This window comes from Mesorhizobium sp. M0633 (assembly GCF_040320645.1).
Classification (GTDB): Bacteria; Pseudomonadota; Alphaproteobacteria; order Rhizobiales; family Rhizobiaceae; genus Mesorhizobium.
This window is the reverse complement of sequence record NZ_JAMYQC010000018.1, coordinates 80,703-98,545: the sequence shown is the minus strand read 5'-3', so window position 1 is coordinate 98,545 and position 17,843 is coordinate 80,703. Positions and strand designations below refer to the sequence as shown.

The window sequence follows — 17,843 nt, the reverse complement described above, 5'->3', positions numbered from 1 at the left end:
CATCGGCTCTCGCGCCGCGATGCAAGGCCTGGAAAGCCTTACGCCAGATCAGTTTGTGAAAAGTCATTGCCCTTGTAAAGCAGGGCAAGCCGGTGAGCCTTCGCGCAAGCATAGGCAAAACAATCGCCGAAATTGAGATCGGCTTTGTGCCCGACTGCTTTGCCGTATTTCATGCTGGCTTCGATCGCCCGGTCGCCGATGTCGCCGGATATCATGATTTCTTTGCCGGCGATCTCGATCAAAAAGGCGTCGACGGTATCACGGGCTTGCGCCAGCATGTCGGCCGTGGGCTTGGCGTTCTTTTTGATGGCTTCGGCCGATGCTCGCGCGAGACCCTGGGCTGCCTCGAACCGGACGAGCGGGGAGATATACAGCGGCTTGGTCGCGGCCGCGAGCCGCTTTTCCAGTTCTTCCGCGCCAGGTTCCTCGTTCAGGATGGCAACGATCACCGAGGCATCGACGAACATCAGTCGTCGCCCCACATTTCGTCGGTGAATTTCTTCATATCGAAATCAGGGTTGGCCGGCCCGATCCGCCGCGCCATTTCCTTGACTTTGGCAAGTCTCTCGCGCAGCGGGACGCTGCCGCGGTTGCGCTCGATCTCATGGCGCAAGGCGGTTCTGACGGCCTCGGTCTTGCTGCGCGCGTTGGTAATCTGCTGCAGCTCGACGGCCATGGCATCGACGTCGGGATCGCGAATGAAGAGCGGCATTTGTATATCTTCCGAGTGATATATGTATATCACATCCGAGATATACTCGCCAGCGAATTCGCGAGCGGCGGTTTTGGTAAGGAGGGGAGGGAGGAATGCAGCTCGCGAAAATCCGTCGGGAGGGTCGGTTCTGGTGCTCAGTCGGGCGGATTGCCAGGACGCCTGACGCAGCCGAACCTTCTTTCGATCTCGTCCGGCCGGTCAGCATGAGCTTTTTGCTGCAGCCTGATATGCAGCTTCGATACACGATCGTGTGCCGAAACATCCCAGACAGCGTGCTGCGGGGAAGGGGCCATTTATGAAAACCTGGATGGTTGATTTTGGGGTCGTACCAAAGGAGTTAGCATTCGCACAAATGCCAAGCCCGCTGCCCCGGGAAGGTGCAGCGGGCCCTTCAAAATAATGGTCCTGCGATGGCTTCAGCCGATCGTCACGGCCACGTCGATCGAGCTCCTCGCTAGACTGAGACTAGGCGTTCTGAGCGCGGAGATGGCGACCATTCCGGATCTCGGCGGGCACACCGGGGCCATTGTCGGCGATCACGATCTGGAGGTCATTGCCTTCAAGCGCCGTTTCGATCTCGATCCGCCGCGGTCCCGGTATCTCCTGCAGGGCGTGTTGCGCGTTGACGATCAGGTTGTAGAACACCTGATGCATCTGGTCAGGGTCAAGTTCCAGAGGCGGCAGGCCCTCGGCGAGCCGGCATTGCACCTCGATGCCTGCCGTGCGCAAACCGTAGCCGGCGATATCGAGAACCGCGCGGATCAGATCGTTGACGTCGATACTGCGGCGCTCCGGCTGGCGTTGTCGCGGGACGCCAGAAACACCACCGCATTGGCAATTTCCTCGGCCGTCCCAAAGCGGCCTGCCGGGACCATCCCGACGACAGCTTTCGCCCGAGCCTTCGTTTCCACCGGACCCAGACCAAGCTTGTCGTTGAGCGGCGTGTCTATCGGGCCCGGGCTGATCACATTGGCGCGGTTGCCGCGCCCTATCAGCTCACCGGAGAGCGTTCGCGCGATAGCAGAATGACGGCGAAGACGCCGAACCGCCGACACGTGAAGCAATCAGCACTTCCGTGGCAGAAGGATCAATCCACGACCAGGAAAAGCACACCGTCAGTATGGAACCTCAGACATGGGCGGCTCAGAAGCGGTATGTTATGCCGAGAACCGGACCGGACAGGGTTGCATCAAACACATAGCCTTCGTCATCGTAGTCGATCGGCAAGTGCTTATAGCCGGCGGAAACCGAGAAGTGGTCGGTAAGCAGGTAATTCACGGTTCCCAGCACCTGCCAGGTGAAATCGGCGCCCACCCCGGGGCCCGCCTATATCCGCCTGCGCCATCACGGAAAGCCTGTCGGTGATGTTGTAGAAGGCGCGCGCCCCGATCACCGGATCGACCCAGCCGAAATCCTCCTCGCGCGACAGGAGAACCCAGCATATTGCACTGTCACATCATTCGAGATGTACCAGACGCGGGCGCCGGCAAGCGCGTCGAACGTGAACTGCGGAGTGTCCAGGACACGATCTGTAAGGAGAACGCAAAGTTCACCGAACCTGCTCATTCTACAGATCAGCAGTTGCTCTCGTTGTGGCTAGCTGTTTAGTCCCGGCATTTAATGGGTTGGATTCCGCCAGGCGCGTCAGGCAATACAATGTCGACACGCCTGAGGACAGCTAGGAAAGAAGCTGAACAGGATGTCCTTGCGCTGACAGCAGTTTAACCGCCTTGCGGTCGAAGGAGAGGAATGTCTCCCCGCCCAGCCAGTCGCCGTCGAAGGCAATCACGCCGTCCGCAAAATCACCGCCGGCCTCAAGCACTGCAAGCCCTGCCACGACAGCTGGCCGGTTGACGACGACATTTGCGGTATTCGCCAAGGCTCGGATTGCCGCCACGATATCTGCGCGTGCGGTTTGATACTGTCGGCCCAAAACCCATGCGAACTCGCACAAGGCCTGAAGGCTAACGGCCACGATGTCTGCCTTCGCCAAGAGATCGACGGCCGCTTCCGCCTGTCGTTCATCGTCGGCGACATAGGCACGCAGCAGAACGTTGGTATCGGCCGTGACTTTCATTCCTTGCTCGATCCCGCTGCAGTACCCGCTTCCGCGATTGCCTCGTTGATCTCTTCAATGCTCAACACCCGGCCATTCGTCTTGCCCTTGAGAAAACCGTAGAGCTCCCGGAATGATCCCTTTGCCCGCGCCGCCTTCAATTCCGCCCGGCCGTCGGGGAGCAGATCAAGTTCGATCTTCTCGCCCGGCCTGATGCCCAGATGCTGCAGAACGTCCTTGCGGAAGGTCACCTGTCCCCGTGCCGTCACCGTCAATGTAGTCATTTTCGCAGCTCCAACTCATCCACACGATTAGATAATGCAAATCTGCATTATCATCAATAGCAAAGGCGCGTTGTCGAGCAGTTGCGCTCTGGCGGGTCCACAATCACAACGGCCGGAGGCATCCTGTGCGCGTAACGAATCGCGACATCGGCATCGCCGGCGCGCAGGTACAGCTATTAGCAGCGTGCTCGCCGAGTGCGGCCGCCGGAGCTCGTGCCGGCCGCCCAAGGAGCGCACCTGTCAAATGGAGTGAAATCCTTAGTCGTTCCTTCATTCATCCTGGCTTAAATATTTCCATGGAATGGGGTGCCCGTATCTTGAGGCGGTTTGTTAGCCGTCTGCGACAAACAGACGAGAGCGGCAACGTTGCTACTATTTTTGCCCTGTCTTTGCCGATTGTCGTCGGCGCAGCGGGTCTCGGTATCGAGACCTCCTACTGGTATTTTAGCAGCCTGAAATTACAGGCGGTGGCGGATGCGGCGGCCTATGCTGGCGCTTTGGAAAAGATTTCGGGATCTGACAAGCCAACGATTGTCTCCGCCGCGACACTGTCAGCGACGACGAACGGCTGGGACCCGTCAACAGGCACAATCGAAATCTTCACGCCTCCGTCTTCCGGCCCGAATGTCGCCCAAAAGGCCGTCGAGGTCATCGTTCATCAGACCCTCGATCGGTTTTTCACATCGATATTCACGCAAAACCCGGTCGGCGCACGGGCAAGAGCGGTGGCTCTTATCACGGATTCTTCAAAGGCCTGCCTTATGGCGCGCAATCCTTCCGCTCCGAAAGCGGCGCTGTTTTCCGGCAGTTCGAACCTCAAACTGACCGGCTGCGTCGTGATGTCGAATTCGATAGCCGCGGACGCCATCAAGCTTCAGGGATCGGCAAACCTTCAGGTCGATTGCCTAATATCGGCAGGCGGTGTTTCGTTGAGCAACCCCGTGACGACCGTCTGCGCCAGTCCGATAACCCAGGCGTTGCCCGCTGCCGATCCTTTTGCCGACTTGCCGGCGCCACCGGCCACGAACCCCTGTCAAAACAGCAATCAGTCGACGTTGCAACCTGGAACATACTGCAGGGGGCTCAGCTTGAGCGGCAATGTGACGCTCTCGCCCGGGGTATACGTCATTCAGGGAGGAGATTTCAAAGCGAACTCGAATGCAAATATTTCAGGCGATGGAGTCATTATCTATCTGGCCGGCAGCTCGGGCGTCAGCATGAACGGCACGGCCATTGTCAAGCTCAGCGCACCGACGTTAGGCACCTATTCGGGGGTGCTGTTTTACGGAGACAAAGCTAACCAGACGGGATCGAACACGTTTAATGGCACGGCAGATTCGCTTTTGACCGGCGCTTTGTATTTTCCAACACAGGATGTCAATTACCTCGGCAATTTCTCGGGCAAAGGTGGTTGCACTCAGGTCGTCGCCAGTACCGTGCAGTGGTCCGGCAATGCGAACGTCAATCAGGATTGCACGAGCCTTGGGATGCGAGACATTCCGGCCACGCAATCGATAAAGCTTGTCGAGTAATCTTCGTGGCACGGTTACCAGCCCGGATGTTCGGGAGCGATTCGGGTATTGCCGCGGTGGAGTTTGCGCTGGTTGTGCCGATCCTTTGCCTGGTACTTCTTGGCATCATTGACGGCTGGTCTTTTGTATCAAGCGCGTTGTCGATGCGTGCGGGCGTGAAAACGGCGGCCAATCTCGTGATGCAAGGCGCAGCCGACGACGCGGCTACCCAGACCGTCGCCCTTTCGAGCTGGGAAAATCATCCCGATGACGCGCAGGTGACGCTGAGCCGGAAACATATGTGCGGGATCATCGTGGTCGATCCATCTGTGCTGTGCGACAGTTTGAAAGCTTCCGCGGTTTTCGTTGAAATACAGGCGACGGCCACCTGGTCCCCGCCCTTCAGTTTCGGCGAGTTTTCCCTCTCGCGCGAGCTCAGCCACAAACAGGTGATACGTGTTCGCTAGAGGGAGAGCCTTCATACGTGAGGCATCAGGCGGAGCCGCACTGGAGTTCGCGCTGATCGCGCCTATTCTGATAATGCTTTTGATCGGCATCTTCGCATTCGGCTGGGCTCTGAATGCCATGTCAAGTGTTCGCTATACTCTGGAAACGTCCTCACGAGCGCTGCAAATGAAGAATTCGCTGACCGAAGCCGAGATAAAAGCGATGGCCACGGCAAAATTGCTGAGTTTGGGATTAACCGATGTCGACATAACAATAGCAATCGACGCCCCCAGCGGCGGCTTTCGAATGGCCCATCTGACCGCCAAATATGCGTTCGCGATCGAGTTTCCGTACTTCGACCGATACTCGATAAATTATGCGACAACTGTCACAGTTCCGTTGGTTGCGTCATGAGCGCACCCAATAGTCTCTTTACGCAACATGCGCAGTGATCGGCTTGTTCTTCTTTGCTTGCGTTCAGGTCTGCTTCACCGCCACCGGCGCAGAACGTAGACTTCGGGCGCGGGCCTTCATCCTGGCTATAGATCGGGGACGGCATGTATGATCACGGCCTTTGCCCCGGCAATGCGCGGCTTGCCGTCCCTCACCTCGGCCGCTATTCCCTGCCTAACGCCATCGCCCGCGCGCTGCACAGCGCGGACCGACGGCAGAGACTCCCTGACGGACATAATGCCGGCCGCCGGCTCCGCGCTCGCTCACGATCTCGCCAGTGCGGAAGTCCATGCACAGCGGGCGCTATCGCTTAACGGCGATCGGCGCCGGCCTGGCGACGAAGAGCACATATTCCGGCAGTTATTCCCTCGCACAGCGCACCTGCGGGTGCCGCGGACAAATTCGCCGATATCATTCAGGCGCCTGTCGAACATCGGGAGGAGCCGCTTGGTCCGGGCACAAGCCTGGACGATCATCTCTCCGAAAAAAACTGGCGACGCCACGCGAGGACAATTTCGAGCATGCCGTTGGCGAGACGCTTCTGGTCGCGATTGCGCGGCGTCTTGAGAAAGCAATCAGACGTGGTGGCTTGGTTGCGAGATTGGTGGAGATGAATTCGCACTGCTGATGTCCGGCCCTGCGATGGGACCGGCGACCTTAGCCTCCCGACGCGGCTCATGAAGAACTTGGCGCAACGGCTGAAGGCGGACGTTGGCACCCCCTCCGGGCGGACCCATCGGCTACCCGGAAGGGTAGTTCAAGAATCCTGACAGGGCGCTGTATCAGGCCGAGGCAAGGGGCCGAGGCATATGGAAACACCCTTTTGACCCGACTGGACAGCGATCGCAGCTCGACGCGGGTAACAACGCTCCGCGATTCAATCCGGCTCGCGCGTGGGCGGTTCTGATATACAAGTGGGGCGCCTAACGGAGGTCACAATGGTTGAAGAAGGCGACAACCGCCGCGAACGGAGACAGCGCGTCCTGAAGGGTGCCGCGATCATTAACGGCATCAACAACTCCGAAATCAGCTGCACCATTCGAAACCAGAACGTCGGCGGAGCCGAACTCAAGGTGCCGGTCGAAGCCCTGGTGCCGGAGCATTTCCTTCTCTACGTGCCGACCGATGGCGTTGCCTATCGGTCTGTGTTGCGCTGGCGCAGGAACGACCGTGTCGGTGTGCAGTTCACCGAAACAGTGCCCAAACCGCGCCTTCACTATGGCTGAAGTTCTCGTCGCACCAGCCGAGCACCACCGGTAGCAACAGTTGGCACTGACCTTCAACACAGCAAGAGAAGCCGCCGCACGGCCATGGGCAAAGGCTCAACTCACACAAGCCGTCGATTGTCTCGTCGACCTTCAGGTTCTGACCGCTCAGCGCGGCATCGCGCCAAAATGTCGCCGCATCACGTTGATCAGGAAGCGGACGATGATTGGAACCGAACTCGCCAGCGCGGCCTCGCGGCGGTAGACGACCGAGAGGCTCTGCCGCCCCAGGATTTCCCCGGTCAACCGCCGCAACCCCGGCTCGCTATCTCCGATGATGCGGGGCAGCACCGCGAGGCCGAGCCCCGCCACGGCCGCCGCGGCCATGTCGGCCATCTCGCGATTGACCAGCACAATGCTGGCCTGCTAGAGGCCGCTTCTCCAGGTGGTTGCGGTTTCCGGTTGATTGGGAAACTCGTCCAACATTGCGAGCATATCTCCGCGGGTATCGCTCTCGGCGTCCGCCATATCAACTTTGACATTTGGGCTCTCGCCCTGGCGGCAGCCATTCCGGCAAGGACCTGTTCACGGCGCGCGATGATCGTAGGGTCTTTCGTGAAATCCGTCTTCTTGCCGGGCTTGCGGCCACGCTTCACATGGCCGTTGCTCTGACTTCCATCGGGAATGCCGAACATGTGGTTCGTCTGACCAGTGTGCGTCGCGGCCCACGCCGGCTCCGCTGAAGGTCGCGGCCAATCTGCAATCTGGGGACCAGTTCCAGGGCGGCATCGAGCCGCTTGTTCTCGATAACCTCCGATCTGTGGACTGAACGCAGCTTGTCGAATGTTCTGTAGGCAGGGTGATGCCGACGATGCTTTTTGTCAGGTTCGTGCCCAACCAAGAGCAGGGCTTTCGGTCGCAAATGCTACGGAGGCAGTAGGTTTCCCTCTTCCTTGGCCGCTTCGAGAAACGCCCTGCGGACCACTTCGGGTTTCACCTGATCGATCATGGCATCCATGCAGAGCTGCACTGCGCTATGCCACTTGGGGCCACGCTTGGTCCACTGCAACAGCTGCTCGGCGGCCCCTTCTCGACGTTGTTGCACTGATAGGCAATGCCAGCGCGGCTGGTCCTTACGGACACTGGCGGGGAGAACCAATGGAGCGACATTCGTACATAAGTGACGGCTTAACTAAGAGTTCCCTCAACCAAGCCCGGTTCGAGCAAGGATCGGGTAAACCGGCTCGGGACCCTACTCCTCCGGCCAGCTCTGTTGCGGAACCTATTCAGCGGCACCAAAGTTGGGGTGGAGGTCAGGAGTGTGCGATGAGTTCCAAAACCGGGGATGGTCGGCTCTCTTTCATTGAGTTTCAGTCGCCCACGCTGGTCGAGAACGCGCCTGAGGGCAGCGACTGGCTTCATGAGATCAAGTACGATGGCTACCGCACCGAACTGATCATTGAGGGCGGCAAAGCGCGAGCCTTCACGCGCCGTGGCTACGACTGGTCGCACCGATACCGACGAATGGTTCAAGCGGCGGCGGGCTTGCCGGTGAAGGCGATCATCGACGGGGAGGCTGTCGTTCTCGGCGACAGCGGCCTGCCGGATTACCAAGCCCTGGAACGGGAGTTGGGCAATCCAAACTCGGCAAGGCTCATCTTCTACGCGTTCGACCTGCTGCACCTCAACGGGCGCGATCTACGACAGCAGCCGCTGGTAAAGCGCAAGGCAGCCCTGGAGAAACTGTTGAAGAACACGGCGCCGACACTGACCTATGCCGAGCATCTGGAGGTGAGCGGCACGGACGTGTTTGAACATGCCTGCCGAATGGGCTTGGAGGGGATTGTGTCTAAGCGCACCGATGCCACGTACCGCTCGGGTATCCAGACGAGTTGGCTCAAGGTGAAGTGCATTAAGAGCGACACTTTCCCCATCGTGGCATTTGTCGAGAAGCTCGGCGCTTACCCGCGCCGCATCGCATCGCTTTACATCGGCCGACGCGAGGGCGACCGACTGCTCTATGCCGGGAAGGCTCGCAGCGGCTATACATTGAGCGCTGCGCAACGGGTTCGAGAGCGGCTTGACCCGCTGATCATCAGCAAGTCACCTTTGTCAGAGCCCATCGTGAAACCGAAGGCGACGTGGGTCAGACCAGAGGTGCTGGCCGAGGTACAGTTCAGCGGCGTCACTGATCGCGGCGTGTTGCGCGAGGCAGTATTCAAGGGTCTGCGAGAAGACCTCGTGGCGATCCCGGCCAAGCCTCCGGCGCCATCAAAGCGACGTGGGCCAGCCCAGGAACATGGCGTTCCCAGCGAGAACATCCTGCAACTGCTGCCCGACGCGGTCTCGCCCTCCAAGGAAGAGCTTGCGCGTTATTGGCAGAGGGTTGCCGATCACGCACTCGTCCATCTCGGCCACCGACCGCTGAAGCTGGTCCGCCATGCTCTCGGGGCAACCTTCTACCACAAAGGCGCGCTGCCGAAGATCCCAGCAGCAGTGCATCAGTTGCGCGTTCAGAAGCGCGGGGGTGGCGAAGGTGTGCGCGTGTGGGTGGACGACCTTGCCGGCTTGCTGGGGCTGGTCGAGATGGATGCGGTAGAGCTGCATCCTTGGAATGCCACCGTTGACGACATCGAGCATGCCGACCGCATCGTTCTGGACCTTGATCCGGGCGAGGGGATCGAGTGGGATAAAGTGATCGAGACCGCGCTAACGCTCCGCGACATCATGGAAGCGGAAGGTCTGGAGAGCTGGCCGAAGGTGACGGGCGGCAAGGGAATTCACCTGATGGCCCCACTTGAGACGAAGATCACGCACGACAATGCCCGGCTCCTTGCCCGATCGTTCGCCAAGCGCCTCGCTGAAGCTCATCCTGATCGCTATCTGCTCTCCGCCGCGCCGGCAGCCCGAAAGGGCCGCATCTTCATCGACTACCTTCGCAATGGGCGCGGTAACACGGCGGTCGGCGCCTTCTCCCCACGGGCGCGACCTGGCTTCCCAATCGCCCGTCCCGTGACCTGGAGCCAGGTTGAGGCAGCCATCCGTCCAGATGCCTTTACCATTGACCGTCCGTTCAGGGCGGCCGCCAGAAAGGCAGCGTGAGCATCAAGGACAGGGGACGAACTTCCCATAAGGCATCTGTTAGCAGTGGGCGAAGACGCCCGCCGAACAATGGATGACTCAACTCGTTGCCGAGAGGTCGAGCTCTATCCAGGCAGGCACATGATCGCTCGGCTTTTCCCAACTTCGCAGGTCAGCGTCCACGCCCGCGTCACGTAACCTGTTCGAAAGTGATGGGCTGACGAGGAGATGATCCATCCGCAGGCCGGAGCTCCGATCATAGCCGCCCCGGTAGGAGAAGTTCCAATACGTGTAGATGCCTTTTTCCGGATGGATGGTACGGACGGCATCCATCCAGCCATTGTCTAGCATTTCGGCGTAGGCCTGCCTGCTCTCCGGAAAGTAGACTGCGTCGCCCGTCCAACGTCTCGGCACCACGGCGTCGAGCGGCGTTGGCACGACGTTGTAGTCGCCGCACAGAACGCTTGTGATCCCCTCCTTGAGCAGTAGCTGGCCGTAGCTGATCAGACGGTCGAACCAGCGGAGCTTATAGTCGAATTTCGGGCCGGGCGCTGGATTGCCGTTGGGCAGGTAGATGCACCCCACCACGATCCCATCCACCTCTGCCTCGATATACCGGCTGTGAGTATCGTCAGGGTCACCCGGCAGGCCGCGTCGACGCTCCAGGGGATCCTTTCCCCGTGCGAGTATAGCTACACCGTTGTAGGACTTTTGCCCGTGCCAGATCGCGCCATAACCGGCGTTCCTGACGGCTTCCGCGGGAAATTTCTCATCCGAAGTCTTCAATTCTTGAAGGCACACGATGTCATAGTCGGTCTGACCCAGCCACTTGATGAGCAAGGGCAGGCGACCGTTCACGCCGTTCAAGTTGAAGGTCGCGATGCGGGTCACTCGGAGTTCTCAACAAACATTTGCCCATTGGCAATGGAAGGCTCAGGTGCTGATCCTCGCATCATGCCGGCAATGGGGGAGTTGTCAGTCGTCTTTGTAGGACTTGGCTGCCTCGCCAATCTTTCGCCAGTCGTTTCCGTACCGACGCACCAATTCCCGCGCCTGAGTTGGCGATAGATCCTGTGTCTCGAGGGCATGTTTCACCTCTGCGTCCGCCCCTTTTATGGAACGCGAACGAGCCTTTTTCGGCCGCACGGCCGCAGCCGCTCTCATCTGATTTAGACATCATTCGTCCTCTCGGCACTCCTTAACCGACGAGTGTGGGGAAAGTTTCACTGCGCGCGTCCTGAGCATTGGGCATCAGGGTTCAGGCGCAATATTCCCGCGGGGCTTGTCCGGCTGGTGAACCTTTAGGGCCGGCGCTGCGTTCAGTGCAGCGAACTCGACTGATGCACTACGATGGAATCCGACGCTCGTCCCCCGCCGCAGAAACGCGAGGCACCTGGTGCCGAAGCCCGCTTTTCGTTCGATCGAATGGCGGTGGAGCGGTTTCAGCAAGCTTTTCCGCGTGCCAGATGGAGCGACGAGCGCAGGAGCTGGTTTGTCCCCGGCAACACAGCAGCCCATCGACCGCTGGCTGGCGAAAGAGGCAGCGTTACGGGCGCCCCATGACGATAGCAAGGGACGCGATGCCTTCGCCTTCGACCCAATTTCGAGCCGGTATCTGGAAATTGCGGACGACCTCCGTATTCGCACGCCGTATTCGAGGACGGTGCTTGAAGAATTGCGTGCGGTTCCGTGGGCGAGTTGGGACGATGAGTTGCGGGCCTGGAGAGTTCCATGCCGCTCATATGAAGAGCTCCGGCGCCGATGGCCAAACATCGAAAGGCTGCGCAGCTTGCCGAACCGGAGGAAAGGAAACTGCGACGTGCGGCTGCCAGGAACACCGAAGCATATAGGCCGCACAAAAGCGGGCTGCTGAACGCCGGCGCCATCGCTACCCGTTACCAGTTCAAGATCTACCTACCCTGGGCCGCGCAGTCGCAACGGAACAGTACGGGATTGTCGTCTTCGATGAAATTTCCGGTTGAGCTATCCGACGCAGCCATCTTCTATCCCCACGCAATGCCTCCGAACGGCGACTTCATTTGGGCAGGTGGCGTTGGGCTACGCTGGCGGAGCTTGTGAGCACATGGCCCGCTCGGGACGGGCCAACCGAACGCTTCAGGGGCTGGTGGAGGCCAACGCTTGCCGAACTTAGAGCTGCCCGTCGAAAAGCCCGCAGTCGGGAGCGTAGTAGGCGAGGTCGCGAGCGATAGATGCGGCGCTAGCCTGTGTGGCAACGCGTTGCTTGGTAAAGTGATTCCCGATCAGCGAGGGGAGTCGGGTGTCGCTTAGAAAACGACTGCATTCTTGCGGTGAACTGCCAAGGTCGAACACAAGCTGGGCAAAAAGTGAGCCTCGGCCGCACAGGATGCCGGCGAAGTTGACGATAGCAAGAGCTGAGGGTTCAGCGCAGGGGGAAACGCCACCCCGCGCTGCGCGCCGACTGCCGCGAATATCTCACGAGGGGGCATGCACATGACTCGCATCGCTACCTTCAATGTGAACGGCGTCAACGGCCGACTGCCTGTGCTCCTGAAGTGGTTAGGCGAAAGCGACTACGACATCGTTTGCCTGCAGGAATTGAAGACGTCGGACGTCAAGTTTCCTATCGATGCGATCAGAGAGGCGGGTTACGGCGCAATCTGGTACGGCCAGAAATCCTACAACGGTGTGGCGATCCTGGCCCGAGGAATGGAACCTGTGGAAGGCCGACGCGGCCCTGCCTGGCGATCCTGACGACACTCAGCCGCTATATCGAGGCCGAGGTGGATGGGGTCGTTGTGGGCTGTCTCTATCTGCCCACCGGCAATCCAGCGCCTGGCCCAAAGTTCGACTACAAGCTGCGCTGGTTCGATCGTCTCATCAACTACGGCCAGCACTTGCTCGAAATTGGGGCACCCAGTGTTCTCTGCGGCGACTATAACGTCGTTCCAACCCAAATCGACGCCGTGGTGCCAAGGCGATGGCTGGGCGATACTAATGATTAAACCGGATTCTCTCGAAATGACAGGCTTGGCGCGCCGTTCCAGACCGGGAAGCTGTTGTCCAGGCGGGCGATGTCGCCTGCACGAGCGAACTCGAAGCGGCGTTTGACGAGTATATTGTACCGAGTCGCGTCGGCGCGCAGCCAGCCTGCCTTCTTAAGCTCCGCCACCTGAACGCCCAGCCGGAACGCCTGACCATCTGCAAACGAGCGCGCGTAGCTCTCGGATGCAAAAGGGACGGTGGTGGTGGTGCCATTGACCGTCACGCGGACCGACCAGTCTTTGTCTCTGACGATTTCAATGGCATGTCGCTCATGCGGAGCCATGCATTCCTCCCAGAATTTGAGGAGGGAGGATAGCGTCGCAACACTCGTTTGCATGCAAATAATCCGACACCGCGATGTCAAAATGTCAAAACAGCGCACAGCTAGGCGAACTTAAGTCGATGTCGTCGCCTTGAGCTATTCAGGTGGTCTCTTGGCGAAGTTAAAAAGTGCGGTGGCAGTCTCTTCAGCCGTCCAGCCTTGCTCGATGCAAGAGGACACCAGAGCCGTGAAAGCGGTTTCAAGGACGGCTGCGCAGTTCACGTCCTGTCCAGGCTGTCCTCGGCAAGAGTGGGCGGTGCAACTTGTGCTGTTTGGGACATGAAAAATAACTGGCAGTGCCAGAAAAAAATTCTGACTTTCATCTTGCCGTCGGTCAGCCGTAGTGAAGTTTCGGTTTTGGCTCGGTGCCGGTGAATTTGACGCCGATGCGGTCGTTGCGACGCCAGCGAACCTCCCATCGATAGGCAACTCCATCGACCGACACGTAGAGCAAGAAGCGATCGGGAACCCTTGGCATCGGGCGCGACCTTCAGCTCAGCGCGCCCCTCATGCTGATTGCGCAAGGTGCAGCTGATCTGGATCCGGTGATGATCGTCCCGCCCTTTAGCACACGTTGGCGGCGCTCGCGCCGATGCTCGTCGGAATTCTCATCAACTGGGTTCGCGGTGTTTGCCATCGATAAAATGTCAGATCAGCTGAATTCGCCCGCTAGGTATACCGAACACAGGCGCGCAGCAATGGATCGGTCATGTTGCCCTATTACGTGACATTACAGGGCATGCTCAGGTGAATCTGTCGGGTCGCGCAGAAAAAAGGCAATCATCTAGCAAAGGTCCCGCGTTTGCCGACATGCCGATCAACACGGTTTCCAAGCTTCTGGTCGACGCCGACCTAAATGCTGACCTTCCGGCAGACAGGCCCAGTAGCCGTCGAACTCCACCTCGTGTATCCAGGCGTCGCCCTCGGGCGGCTTCTCGACCAAGGTCGGCATCAAGGCTCAATGAACTCCAGCCGGCTGGAGCCTGCGCCTGCCCACCTACGCAAGGAACCGAGCCTGGATCGTGAGATCCGGCGGCTAGGGCAACGGAACATAATCAGATTACCAAAATTAGCAATGATGCATGAGATGGCCTATAACTTGCGCAACCGGCGAACGACCCAATTGCCGCCAGTTAGCGCCAGCGGCCGCTGGTCACCCCCCGATTGGCTGCCGTGCCGTTCCTATCAAACCGCTACGCTCGATTGATCGGCTACTCGCGACTATCGAAAGCCACCAACAGGTCAAGGGCCGCAGCGACTTCGAGGATAGCCTCGGTTATATGGTCGTCGCATACTGTCAAATCAGGCGCAGACTGCCGAACCTGGTATAATGCGGCTTTGACCGAGACGGTGTCCCCCCGGTCCGCCCTGTTGAGGATTGCGGCAATCGCCTGTTCTAGAACTGGACCGACCCTTTGGACGATGCTCATCCACCTTCCCCCCCGGGAACGCTAGCGTCAAAACTAACGTGTTCGAGGCCGGAATGCAACCGATGGGCGAAATCGCGACTATTTTTCGGTCTAATCGTTGCGCATCCGCAAAGGAGACCGAAGGCAAACATGCCGCAGCGGAGCCAAGGGCGATGAATCGTCTCAGAAGGCTCATCGTTGTCAGAGTTACAAAAGTTGAACTGCATCGGGGAACACTCTTTCTGTCTGCCTGTTCAATTTGCCAGGCGCATCCCGCGCATTCAGACAGGAGAAAGAAGATGAAACGCATCCTTTTGGCTTCGGCCGTGCTGGCGGTGTCGGCCGGGCCTTCCTTTGCCCAGACGACCAGCGGAACTTCGAGCGGAACCTCAACGAGCGGAACCTCCACCACGACAACCATGCCCAGCACGACGGATCAGGGCACCGGCACGACGAGCAGCGGGACCAACATGTCCGGCGATCAAGGCACCGACACGACCACCACCAGCGGCACCACAAATCCGAACTCGGCCAGAGACTGCGCGCCCGGCCAGCAGACTGGCAGCGCTCAGCAGGCGGCGCCAGGTCAGCAGGACACGGCAGCCAACACCGCCGCGCCAGGCCAGGTGAAAAAGACCGACGAAGGTTGCTGATTGGCACATCGGCACAGGTTGGGATCACCAGTGTGTGGCTGGCCAGCTTCCCCTGACCACCGCCTGAACTCACTCGGCTGGCGAGCAAGTTGCCGCCAGCCGAGCATCAGTCCAGGAACTCTGCGCGTGATTGGGCTCAATGGCGAGATCAAGCGGCGCACCGAGGTCGTCGGCATCTTGCCCGACGCTATCGTCCCTCGTAGGCGCGCTCCTGCTCGAGCAGAACGACGAATGGGCCGTCCAGCGCGCCAGACATGACATTGGAAACCATCAGCCAAATGAGCGATGATCCGCTCATCAGCCTGCCAGCGGTGGCACGCTACTCGTCCCGGCCCCCATGCCGGAGAGCGCGGCGACCAAGCCGTCAGCTACACCACCACATCCTGGGACACGATCTGAGAATGGGTTTAGCCAAAGACTTGTCTCATGTTGCGCTCACATTCAATTGTCCGGATTGCTCCTATCCGGCAGTAAGGAAAGGTTCTACACTAAGAACGATCGCGCACTTCAGATGCCACGGGTGCAACGCCAAGGTGCGGATCACTTATCAGCAGAAGCTAGCAATTTTCGAAAAACACAGGCTATCGGCCGCCCAGGGGGCGTTGCGACAACTCAACTCTGCTTTGCGCTAAGCCTAGGCGGCTTCGCCTAAGGGTCAAGCGCGGCATTAAGCGGTGGCGGATGCGGCGGCCTATGCTGGCGCTTTGGAAAAGGTTTCGGGATCCGACACGCCAAAGATTGTCTCCGCAGCGACAGCGTCAGCGACCACGAACGGCTGGGGACCGTCGGGCGCTGGCAGCTCAAGGAACAAGTCGCTTTGCCAATCATTGGGTTCCAACGGGCCGAACGTAAACAGGTTTTCAACATGGGAGAAGACAAGTTGCGAGCGACTGAAGGAGGGCAGGTCCAAGTTTTAGCCGATGAACCGGCATTGCGCAGGCACAGGCGCGCGAGCTGACCGAAATGATCGCACCGACTATGCATCAAGATCGAGAGCACATACACGACCAGAGCAACGGAACCACGGCTGGTTGGCTGTCGAGGGCGGTGTCAGCTTCTTCCTGTTCCTCCCACATTGTGATGCCCACCCGGCTTTCGTGACCGCTATCGTCTAACCCATTTGCCGTCGGTCTCTCTCTCGAAATCCTTGTCGCCCTGTCTGCTCGGATCACCGGACCCCCGAGCAGGCGGCTCGGAAGCCAGCCAGGACGATTGTGTCGCCATCCTTCTTGTCCATGGCGCCAGCAGTGTTTTCCGCTGCACTCATCTTCCAAGTTTCTAATGCAAGATTTTGAATGAGCGTGTCGCTCACAATCGGTGACGGAATGTAGAAAGCCCGCGCCTCCGGAGAGACGACGCGAGCTGCGAGCTGACTCTGCGGAGGCACGGAAGCTGAAGTCTAGTCAGAACGAGCCGAGAAGCCGCAATCGTCCGGCTAAAAACCGAATCGAATATCGGCCCAGCAGCATAACCATGGAACCTTTCGAAGCCGCATGCCTTGTCCCTTCCTTATAGAAGGAGATGCGAAATGAGCCTTGATATAGGAAAGGTCGCCATAGCGTTGCTTGGCCTGCTTGCCTACAAGAATAGGGACAAGATCGGCGAGTTGATCGCTGGTAGGAAATCGACAGATCCCAACGCTAGCGCTGGCTCCCCTGGCGGCCTCGGCGACATCCTGGACCGTCTCAGAAATGCGGGTGCGGGCGATCAGGTTGATTCGTGGGTAAGTAAAGGATCAAACCGGCCCGTTCAGCGCGATCAGGTTGAGAAAGCAATCGACCCGCAAACATTGAGCGATCTGGCTGAGCAAACCGGATTGTCCCATGACGAACTTCTCGACCGGCTCACAAGAGAATTGCCCGACGCGGTGGACAAGCTTACGCCCGACGGCCAAATGCCCGCGGGCAACGGTCCAGATCTCTTGGACGAGGTACCAGGAGCTGGCCGTACTTAGCGCCATCTGCGACAAAGCAGGCTGAAACTAGGAGACGCCGGCTTCGGGGCCACGACCTGGCAGCAATGTGTGAGGGAGAAGTTGCTGGCCTTCACCGCGGGTTCCAAGGCCTATCGCAAAAAGTCCCGCCGTACATGCCAGGACGGCGGGACCGATCGGAGCGCCTTTGCACCGGGCATGGGGGATACGGGGGCGGAATTGCCCGGTGCGCGCGTACCGTCCAGGAACGTTAGGCTCTCACCGGCAGTGCGTCCACCAACCGACGGTTGGAGCGACAACGAAGAAGATGTCGATAGCCGTTCGTCATCATCTCATCATCCAGCGGGGGCGCAAGATCGGCCCGACTTGGCGCGTCGGCGGGCGCAGTGGACCGGGCCGCCGCCCGATGCTCACAGACGGGCCGATCAATGGCTTCCGGCTCTATGGAAGGTGCTCTTGCCGACCCTCAAGCCGGGCGACATCGTCGTCATGGCCGTCCGGCACGCCGTCAGCAACGCCGGCGCCAAGCTCTTCTTCCTGCCGAAATACTCGCCAGACCTGATCCGATCGAGATGCTCCTCGCCAAACCAAACACGTGCTGAGAACGGCCGCCAGACGCAACACCGACGCCGTCTGCGAGCATCGGGAAAATCCACGACACTCTCACATCAAAGGAATGCGCCAACTCCTTCACCGAGGCCGAGTATGCCGCAACCTAATCATCACGCTCTAAGCACGGCATGGGTTATG

General features: G+C 59.3%; 18 protein-coding genes and 5 pseudogenes. 10 read left to right on the top strand and 13 right to left on the bottom strand.

Annotated features, from left to right (window positions below; all coding sequences use genetic code 11):
• Positions 1-38: 38 nt before the first annotated feature.
• The 7 genes from NKI47_RS19770 to NKI47_RS19740 all read right to left on the bottom strand — a co-directional run bounded on the left by NKI47_RS19770 (position 39) and on the right by NKI47_RS19740 (position 3,055).
• Positions 39-467: a type II toxin-antitoxin system VapC family toxin gene (locus tag NKI47_RS19770; protein WP_352592890.1), complete on the bottom strand. Its 429-nt coding sequence runs from the start codon at positions 465-467 to the stop codon at positions 39-41.
• Positions 467-712 (bottom strand): type II toxin-antitoxin system VapB family antitoxin, encoded by a 246-nt coding sequence (locus tag NKI47_RS19765; protein WP_352592888.1) that lies wholly within the window; start codon positions 710-712, stop codon positions 467-469. The genes NKI47_RS19770 and NKI47_RS19765 overlap by 1 nt, the downstream gene beginning before the upstream one ends.
• Positions 713-1,180: 468 nt before the next feature.
• Positions 1,181-1,444: an ATP-binding protein gene (locus tag NKI47_RS19760; protein ID WP_352592885.1), complete on the bottom strand. Its 264-nt coding sequence runs from the start codon at positions 1,442-1,444 to the stop codon at positions 1,181-1,183.
• A gap of 32 nt (positions 1,445-1,476) precedes the next feature.
• The gene (locus NKI47_RS19755; RefSeq protein ID WP_352592969.1) at positions 1,477-1,770 is read right to left on the bottom strand and encodes an SDR family oxidoreductase; all 294 of its coding nucleotides are present in this window, start codon (positions 1,768-1,770) and stop codon (positions 1,477-1,479) included.
• A gap of 88 nt (positions 1,771-1,858) precedes the next feature.
• Positions 1,859-2,029 (bottom strand): porin family protein, encoded by a 171-nt coding sequence (locus tag NKI47_RS19750; protein ID WP_352592882.1) that lies wholly within the window; start codon positions 2,027-2,029, stop codon positions 1,859-1,861.
• 364 nt (positions 2,030-2,393) lie between these two features.
• A complete protein-coding gene (locus tag NKI47_RS19745; RefSeq protein WP_352592880.1) occupies positions 2,394-2,792 on the bottom strand; it encodes a type II toxin-antitoxin system VapC family toxin in 399 nt (132 codons plus the stop codon).
• Entirely contained in the window at positions 2,789-3,055 is a 267-nt protein-coding gene (locus tag NKI47_RS19740; protein WP_059186960.1) for an AbrB/MazE/SpoVT family DNA-binding domain-containing protein, read from the bottom strand. Before NKI47_RS19740 ends, NKI47_RS19745 begins: the two co-directional genes overlap by 4 nt.
• Before the next feature lie 125 nt (positions 3,056-3,180).
• Between NKI47_RS19740 and NKI47_RS19735 the strand changes: the two genes are divergently transcribed.
• The 4 genes from NKI47_RS19735 (at position 3,181) to NKI47_RS19720 (ending at position 6,692) form a co-directional block, all read left to right on the top strand.
• Positions 3,181-4,587, top strand: coding sequence for a pilus assembly protein TadG-related protein (locus NKI47_RS19735; RefSeq protein WP_352592877.1), 1,407 nt, complete (start codon positions 3,181-3,183; stop codon positions 4,585-4,587).
• Positions 4,588-4,613: 26 nt separating this feature from the next.
• Entirely contained in the window at positions 4,614-5,033 is a 420-nt protein-coding gene (locus tag NKI47_RS19730; protein WP_352592874.1) for a TadE/TadG family type IV pilus assembly protein, read from the top strand.
• A complete protein-coding gene (locus NKI47_RS19725) occupies positions 5,023-5,427 on the top strand; it encodes a TadE/TadG family type IV pilus assembly protein (RefSeq protein WP_352592871.1) in 405 nt (134 codons plus the stop codon). Before NKI47_RS19730 ends, NKI47_RS19725 begins: the two co-directional genes overlap by 11 nt.
• Before the next feature lie 977 nt (positions 5,428-6,404).
• A complete protein-coding gene (locus NKI47_RS19720) occupies positions 6,405-6,692 on the top strand; it encodes a PilZ domain-containing protein (RefSeq protein ID WP_352592868.1) in 288 nt (95 codons plus the stop codon).
• A gap of 147 nt (positions 6,693-6,839) precedes the next feature.
• Here NKI47_RS19720 and NKI47_RS19715 read toward each other — a convergent pair whose 3' ends face one another.
• The 3 genes and pseudogenes from NKI47_RS19715 to NKI47_RS19705 all read right to left on the bottom strand — a co-directional run bounded on the left by NKI47_RS19715 (position 6,840) and on the right by NKI47_RS19705 (position 7,701).
• On the bottom strand, positions 6,840-7,085 hold the full coding sequence (locus NKI47_RS19715; RefSeq protein ID WP_352592985.1) for a hypothetical protein: 246 nt from the start codon (positions 7,083-7,085) through the stop codon (positions 6,840-6,842).
• Positions 7,086-7,228: 143 nt separating this feature from the next.
• Positions 7,229-7,524 (bottom strand): annotated as a pseudogene (locus NKI47_RS19710) (ISNCY family transposase); the annotation flags it as partial.
• A gap of 72 nt (positions 7,525-7,596) precedes the next feature.
• Entirely contained in the window at positions 7,597-7,701 is a 105-nt protein-coding gene (locus NKI47_RS19705; protein WP_352592865.1) for a DUF982 domain-containing protein, read from the bottom strand.
• Between the two features lie 296 nt (positions 7,702-7,997).
• Between NKI47_RS19705 and ligD the strand changes: the two genes are divergently transcribed.
• Positions 7,998-9,773 (top strand): DNA ligase D, encoded by a 1,776-nt coding sequence (gene ligD / locus NKI47_RS19700; protein WP_352592862.1) that lies wholly within the window; start codon positions 7,998-8,000, stop codon positions 9,771-9,773.
• A 78-nt stretch (positions 9,774-9,851) separates the two neighbouring features.
• On the opposite strand, the gene xth is transcribed toward ligD, so the two are convergent.
• The gene (gene xth / locus NKI47_RS19695) at positions 9,852-10,643 is read right to left on the bottom strand and encodes an exodeoxyribonuclease III (protein WP_352592859.1); all 792 of its coding nucleotides are present in this window, start codon (positions 10,641-10,643) and stop codon (positions 9,852-9,854) included.
• Positions 10,644-11,102: 459 nt separating this feature from the next.
• Between xth and NKI47_RS35175 the strand changes: the two are divergent.
• Both NKI47_RS35175 and NKI47_RS19690 read left to right on the top strand, forming a co-directional pair.
• Positions 11,103-11,962, top strand: a pseudogene (locus NKI47_RS35175) (hypothetical protein).
• Between the two features lie 262 nt (positions 11,963-12,224).
• A pseudogene (locus tag NKI47_RS19690) lies at positions 12,225-12,724 on the top strand (exodeoxyribonuclease III); the annotation flags it as partial.
• An 8-nt stretch (positions 12,725-12,732) separates the two neighbouring features.
• On the opposite strand, the gene NKI47_RS19685 reads toward NKI47_RS19690, so the two are convergent.
• Together NKI47_RS19685 and NKI47_RS19680 are read right to left on the bottom strand one after the other, a co-directional pair.
• The gene (locus tag NKI47_RS19685) at positions 12,733-13,059 is read right to left on the bottom strand and encodes a hypothetical protein (RefSeq protein WP_352592856.1); all 327 of its coding nucleotides are present in this window, start codon (positions 13,057-13,059) and stop codon (positions 12,733-12,735) included.
• A gap of 373 nt (positions 13,060-13,432) precedes the next feature.
• A pseudogene (locus tag NKI47_RS19680) lies at positions 13,433-13,735 on the bottom strand (PilZ domain-containing protein).
• A gap of 855 nt (positions 13,736-14,590) precedes the next feature.
• On the opposite strand from NKI47_RS19680, the gene NKI47_RS19675 reads away from it, so the two are divergent.
• The 3 genes and pseudogenes from NKI47_RS19675 to NKI47_RS19665 all read left to right on the top strand — a co-directional run bounded on the left by NKI47_RS19675 (position 14,591) and on the right by NKI47_RS19665 (position 17,114).
• A complete protein-coding gene (locus NKI47_RS19675) occupies positions 14,591-15,160 on the top strand; it encodes a hypothetical protein (protein WP_352592853.1) in 570 nt (189 codons plus the stop codon).
• Between the two features lie 135 nt (positions 15,161-15,295).
• A pseudogene (locus tag NKI47_RS19670) lies at positions 15,296-15,477 on the top strand (IS256 family transposase); the annotation flags it as partial.
• 1,211 nt (positions 15,478-16,688) lie between these two features.
• Positions 16,689-17,114, top strand: a complete 426-nt coding sequence (locus tag NKI47_RS19665) for a YidB family protein (RefSeq protein WP_352592850.1) — start codon at positions 16,689-16,691, stop codon at positions 17,112-17,114.
• Positions 17,115-17,843: the final 729 nt, after the last annotated feature.

Bases quoted from the DNA above. Each gene is read 5' to 3' on its own strand.
- NKI47_RS19720 (WP_352592868.1), top strand. From the start codon at position 6,405: ATGGTTGAAGAAGGCGACAACCGCCGCGAACGGAGACAGCGCGTCCTG.
- NKI47_RS19770 (WP_352592890.1), bottom strand. From the start codon at position 467: ATGTTCGTCGATGCCTCGGTGATCGTTGCCATCCTGAACGAGGAACCT.
- NKI47_RS19675 (WP_352592853.1), top strand. From the start codon at position 14,591: ATGGGCGAAATCGCGACTATTTTTCGGTCTAATCGTTGCGCATCCGCA.
- NKI47_RS19665 (WP_352592850.1), top strand. From the start codon at position 16,689: ATGAGCCTTGATATAGGAAAGGTCGCCATAGCGTTGCTTGGCCTGCTT.
- NKI47_RS19765 (WP_352592888.1), bottom strand. From the start codon at position 712: ATGCCGCTCTTCATTCGCGATCCCGACGTCGATGCCATGGCCGTCGAG.
- NKI47_RS19685 (WP_352592856.1), bottom strand. From the start codon at position 13,059: ATGGCTCCGCATGAGCGACATGCCATTGAAATCGTCAGAGACAAAGAC.
- ligD (WP_352592862.1), top strand. From the start codon at position 7,998: ATGAGTTCCAAAACCGGGGATGGTCGGCTCTCTTTCATTGAGTTTCAG.
- NKI47_RS19740 (WP_059186960.1), bottom strand. From the start codon at position 3,055: ATGACTACATTGACGGTGACGGCACGGGGACAGGTGACCTTCCGCAAG.
- NKI47_RS19730 (WP_352592874.1), top strand. From the start codon at position 4,614: ATGTTCGGGAGCGATTCGGGTATTGCCGCGGTGGAGTTTGCGCTGGTT.
- NKI47_RS19745 (WP_352592880.1), bottom strand. From the start codon at position 2,792: ATGAAAGTCACGGCCGATACCAACGTTCTGCTGCGTGCCTATGTCGCC.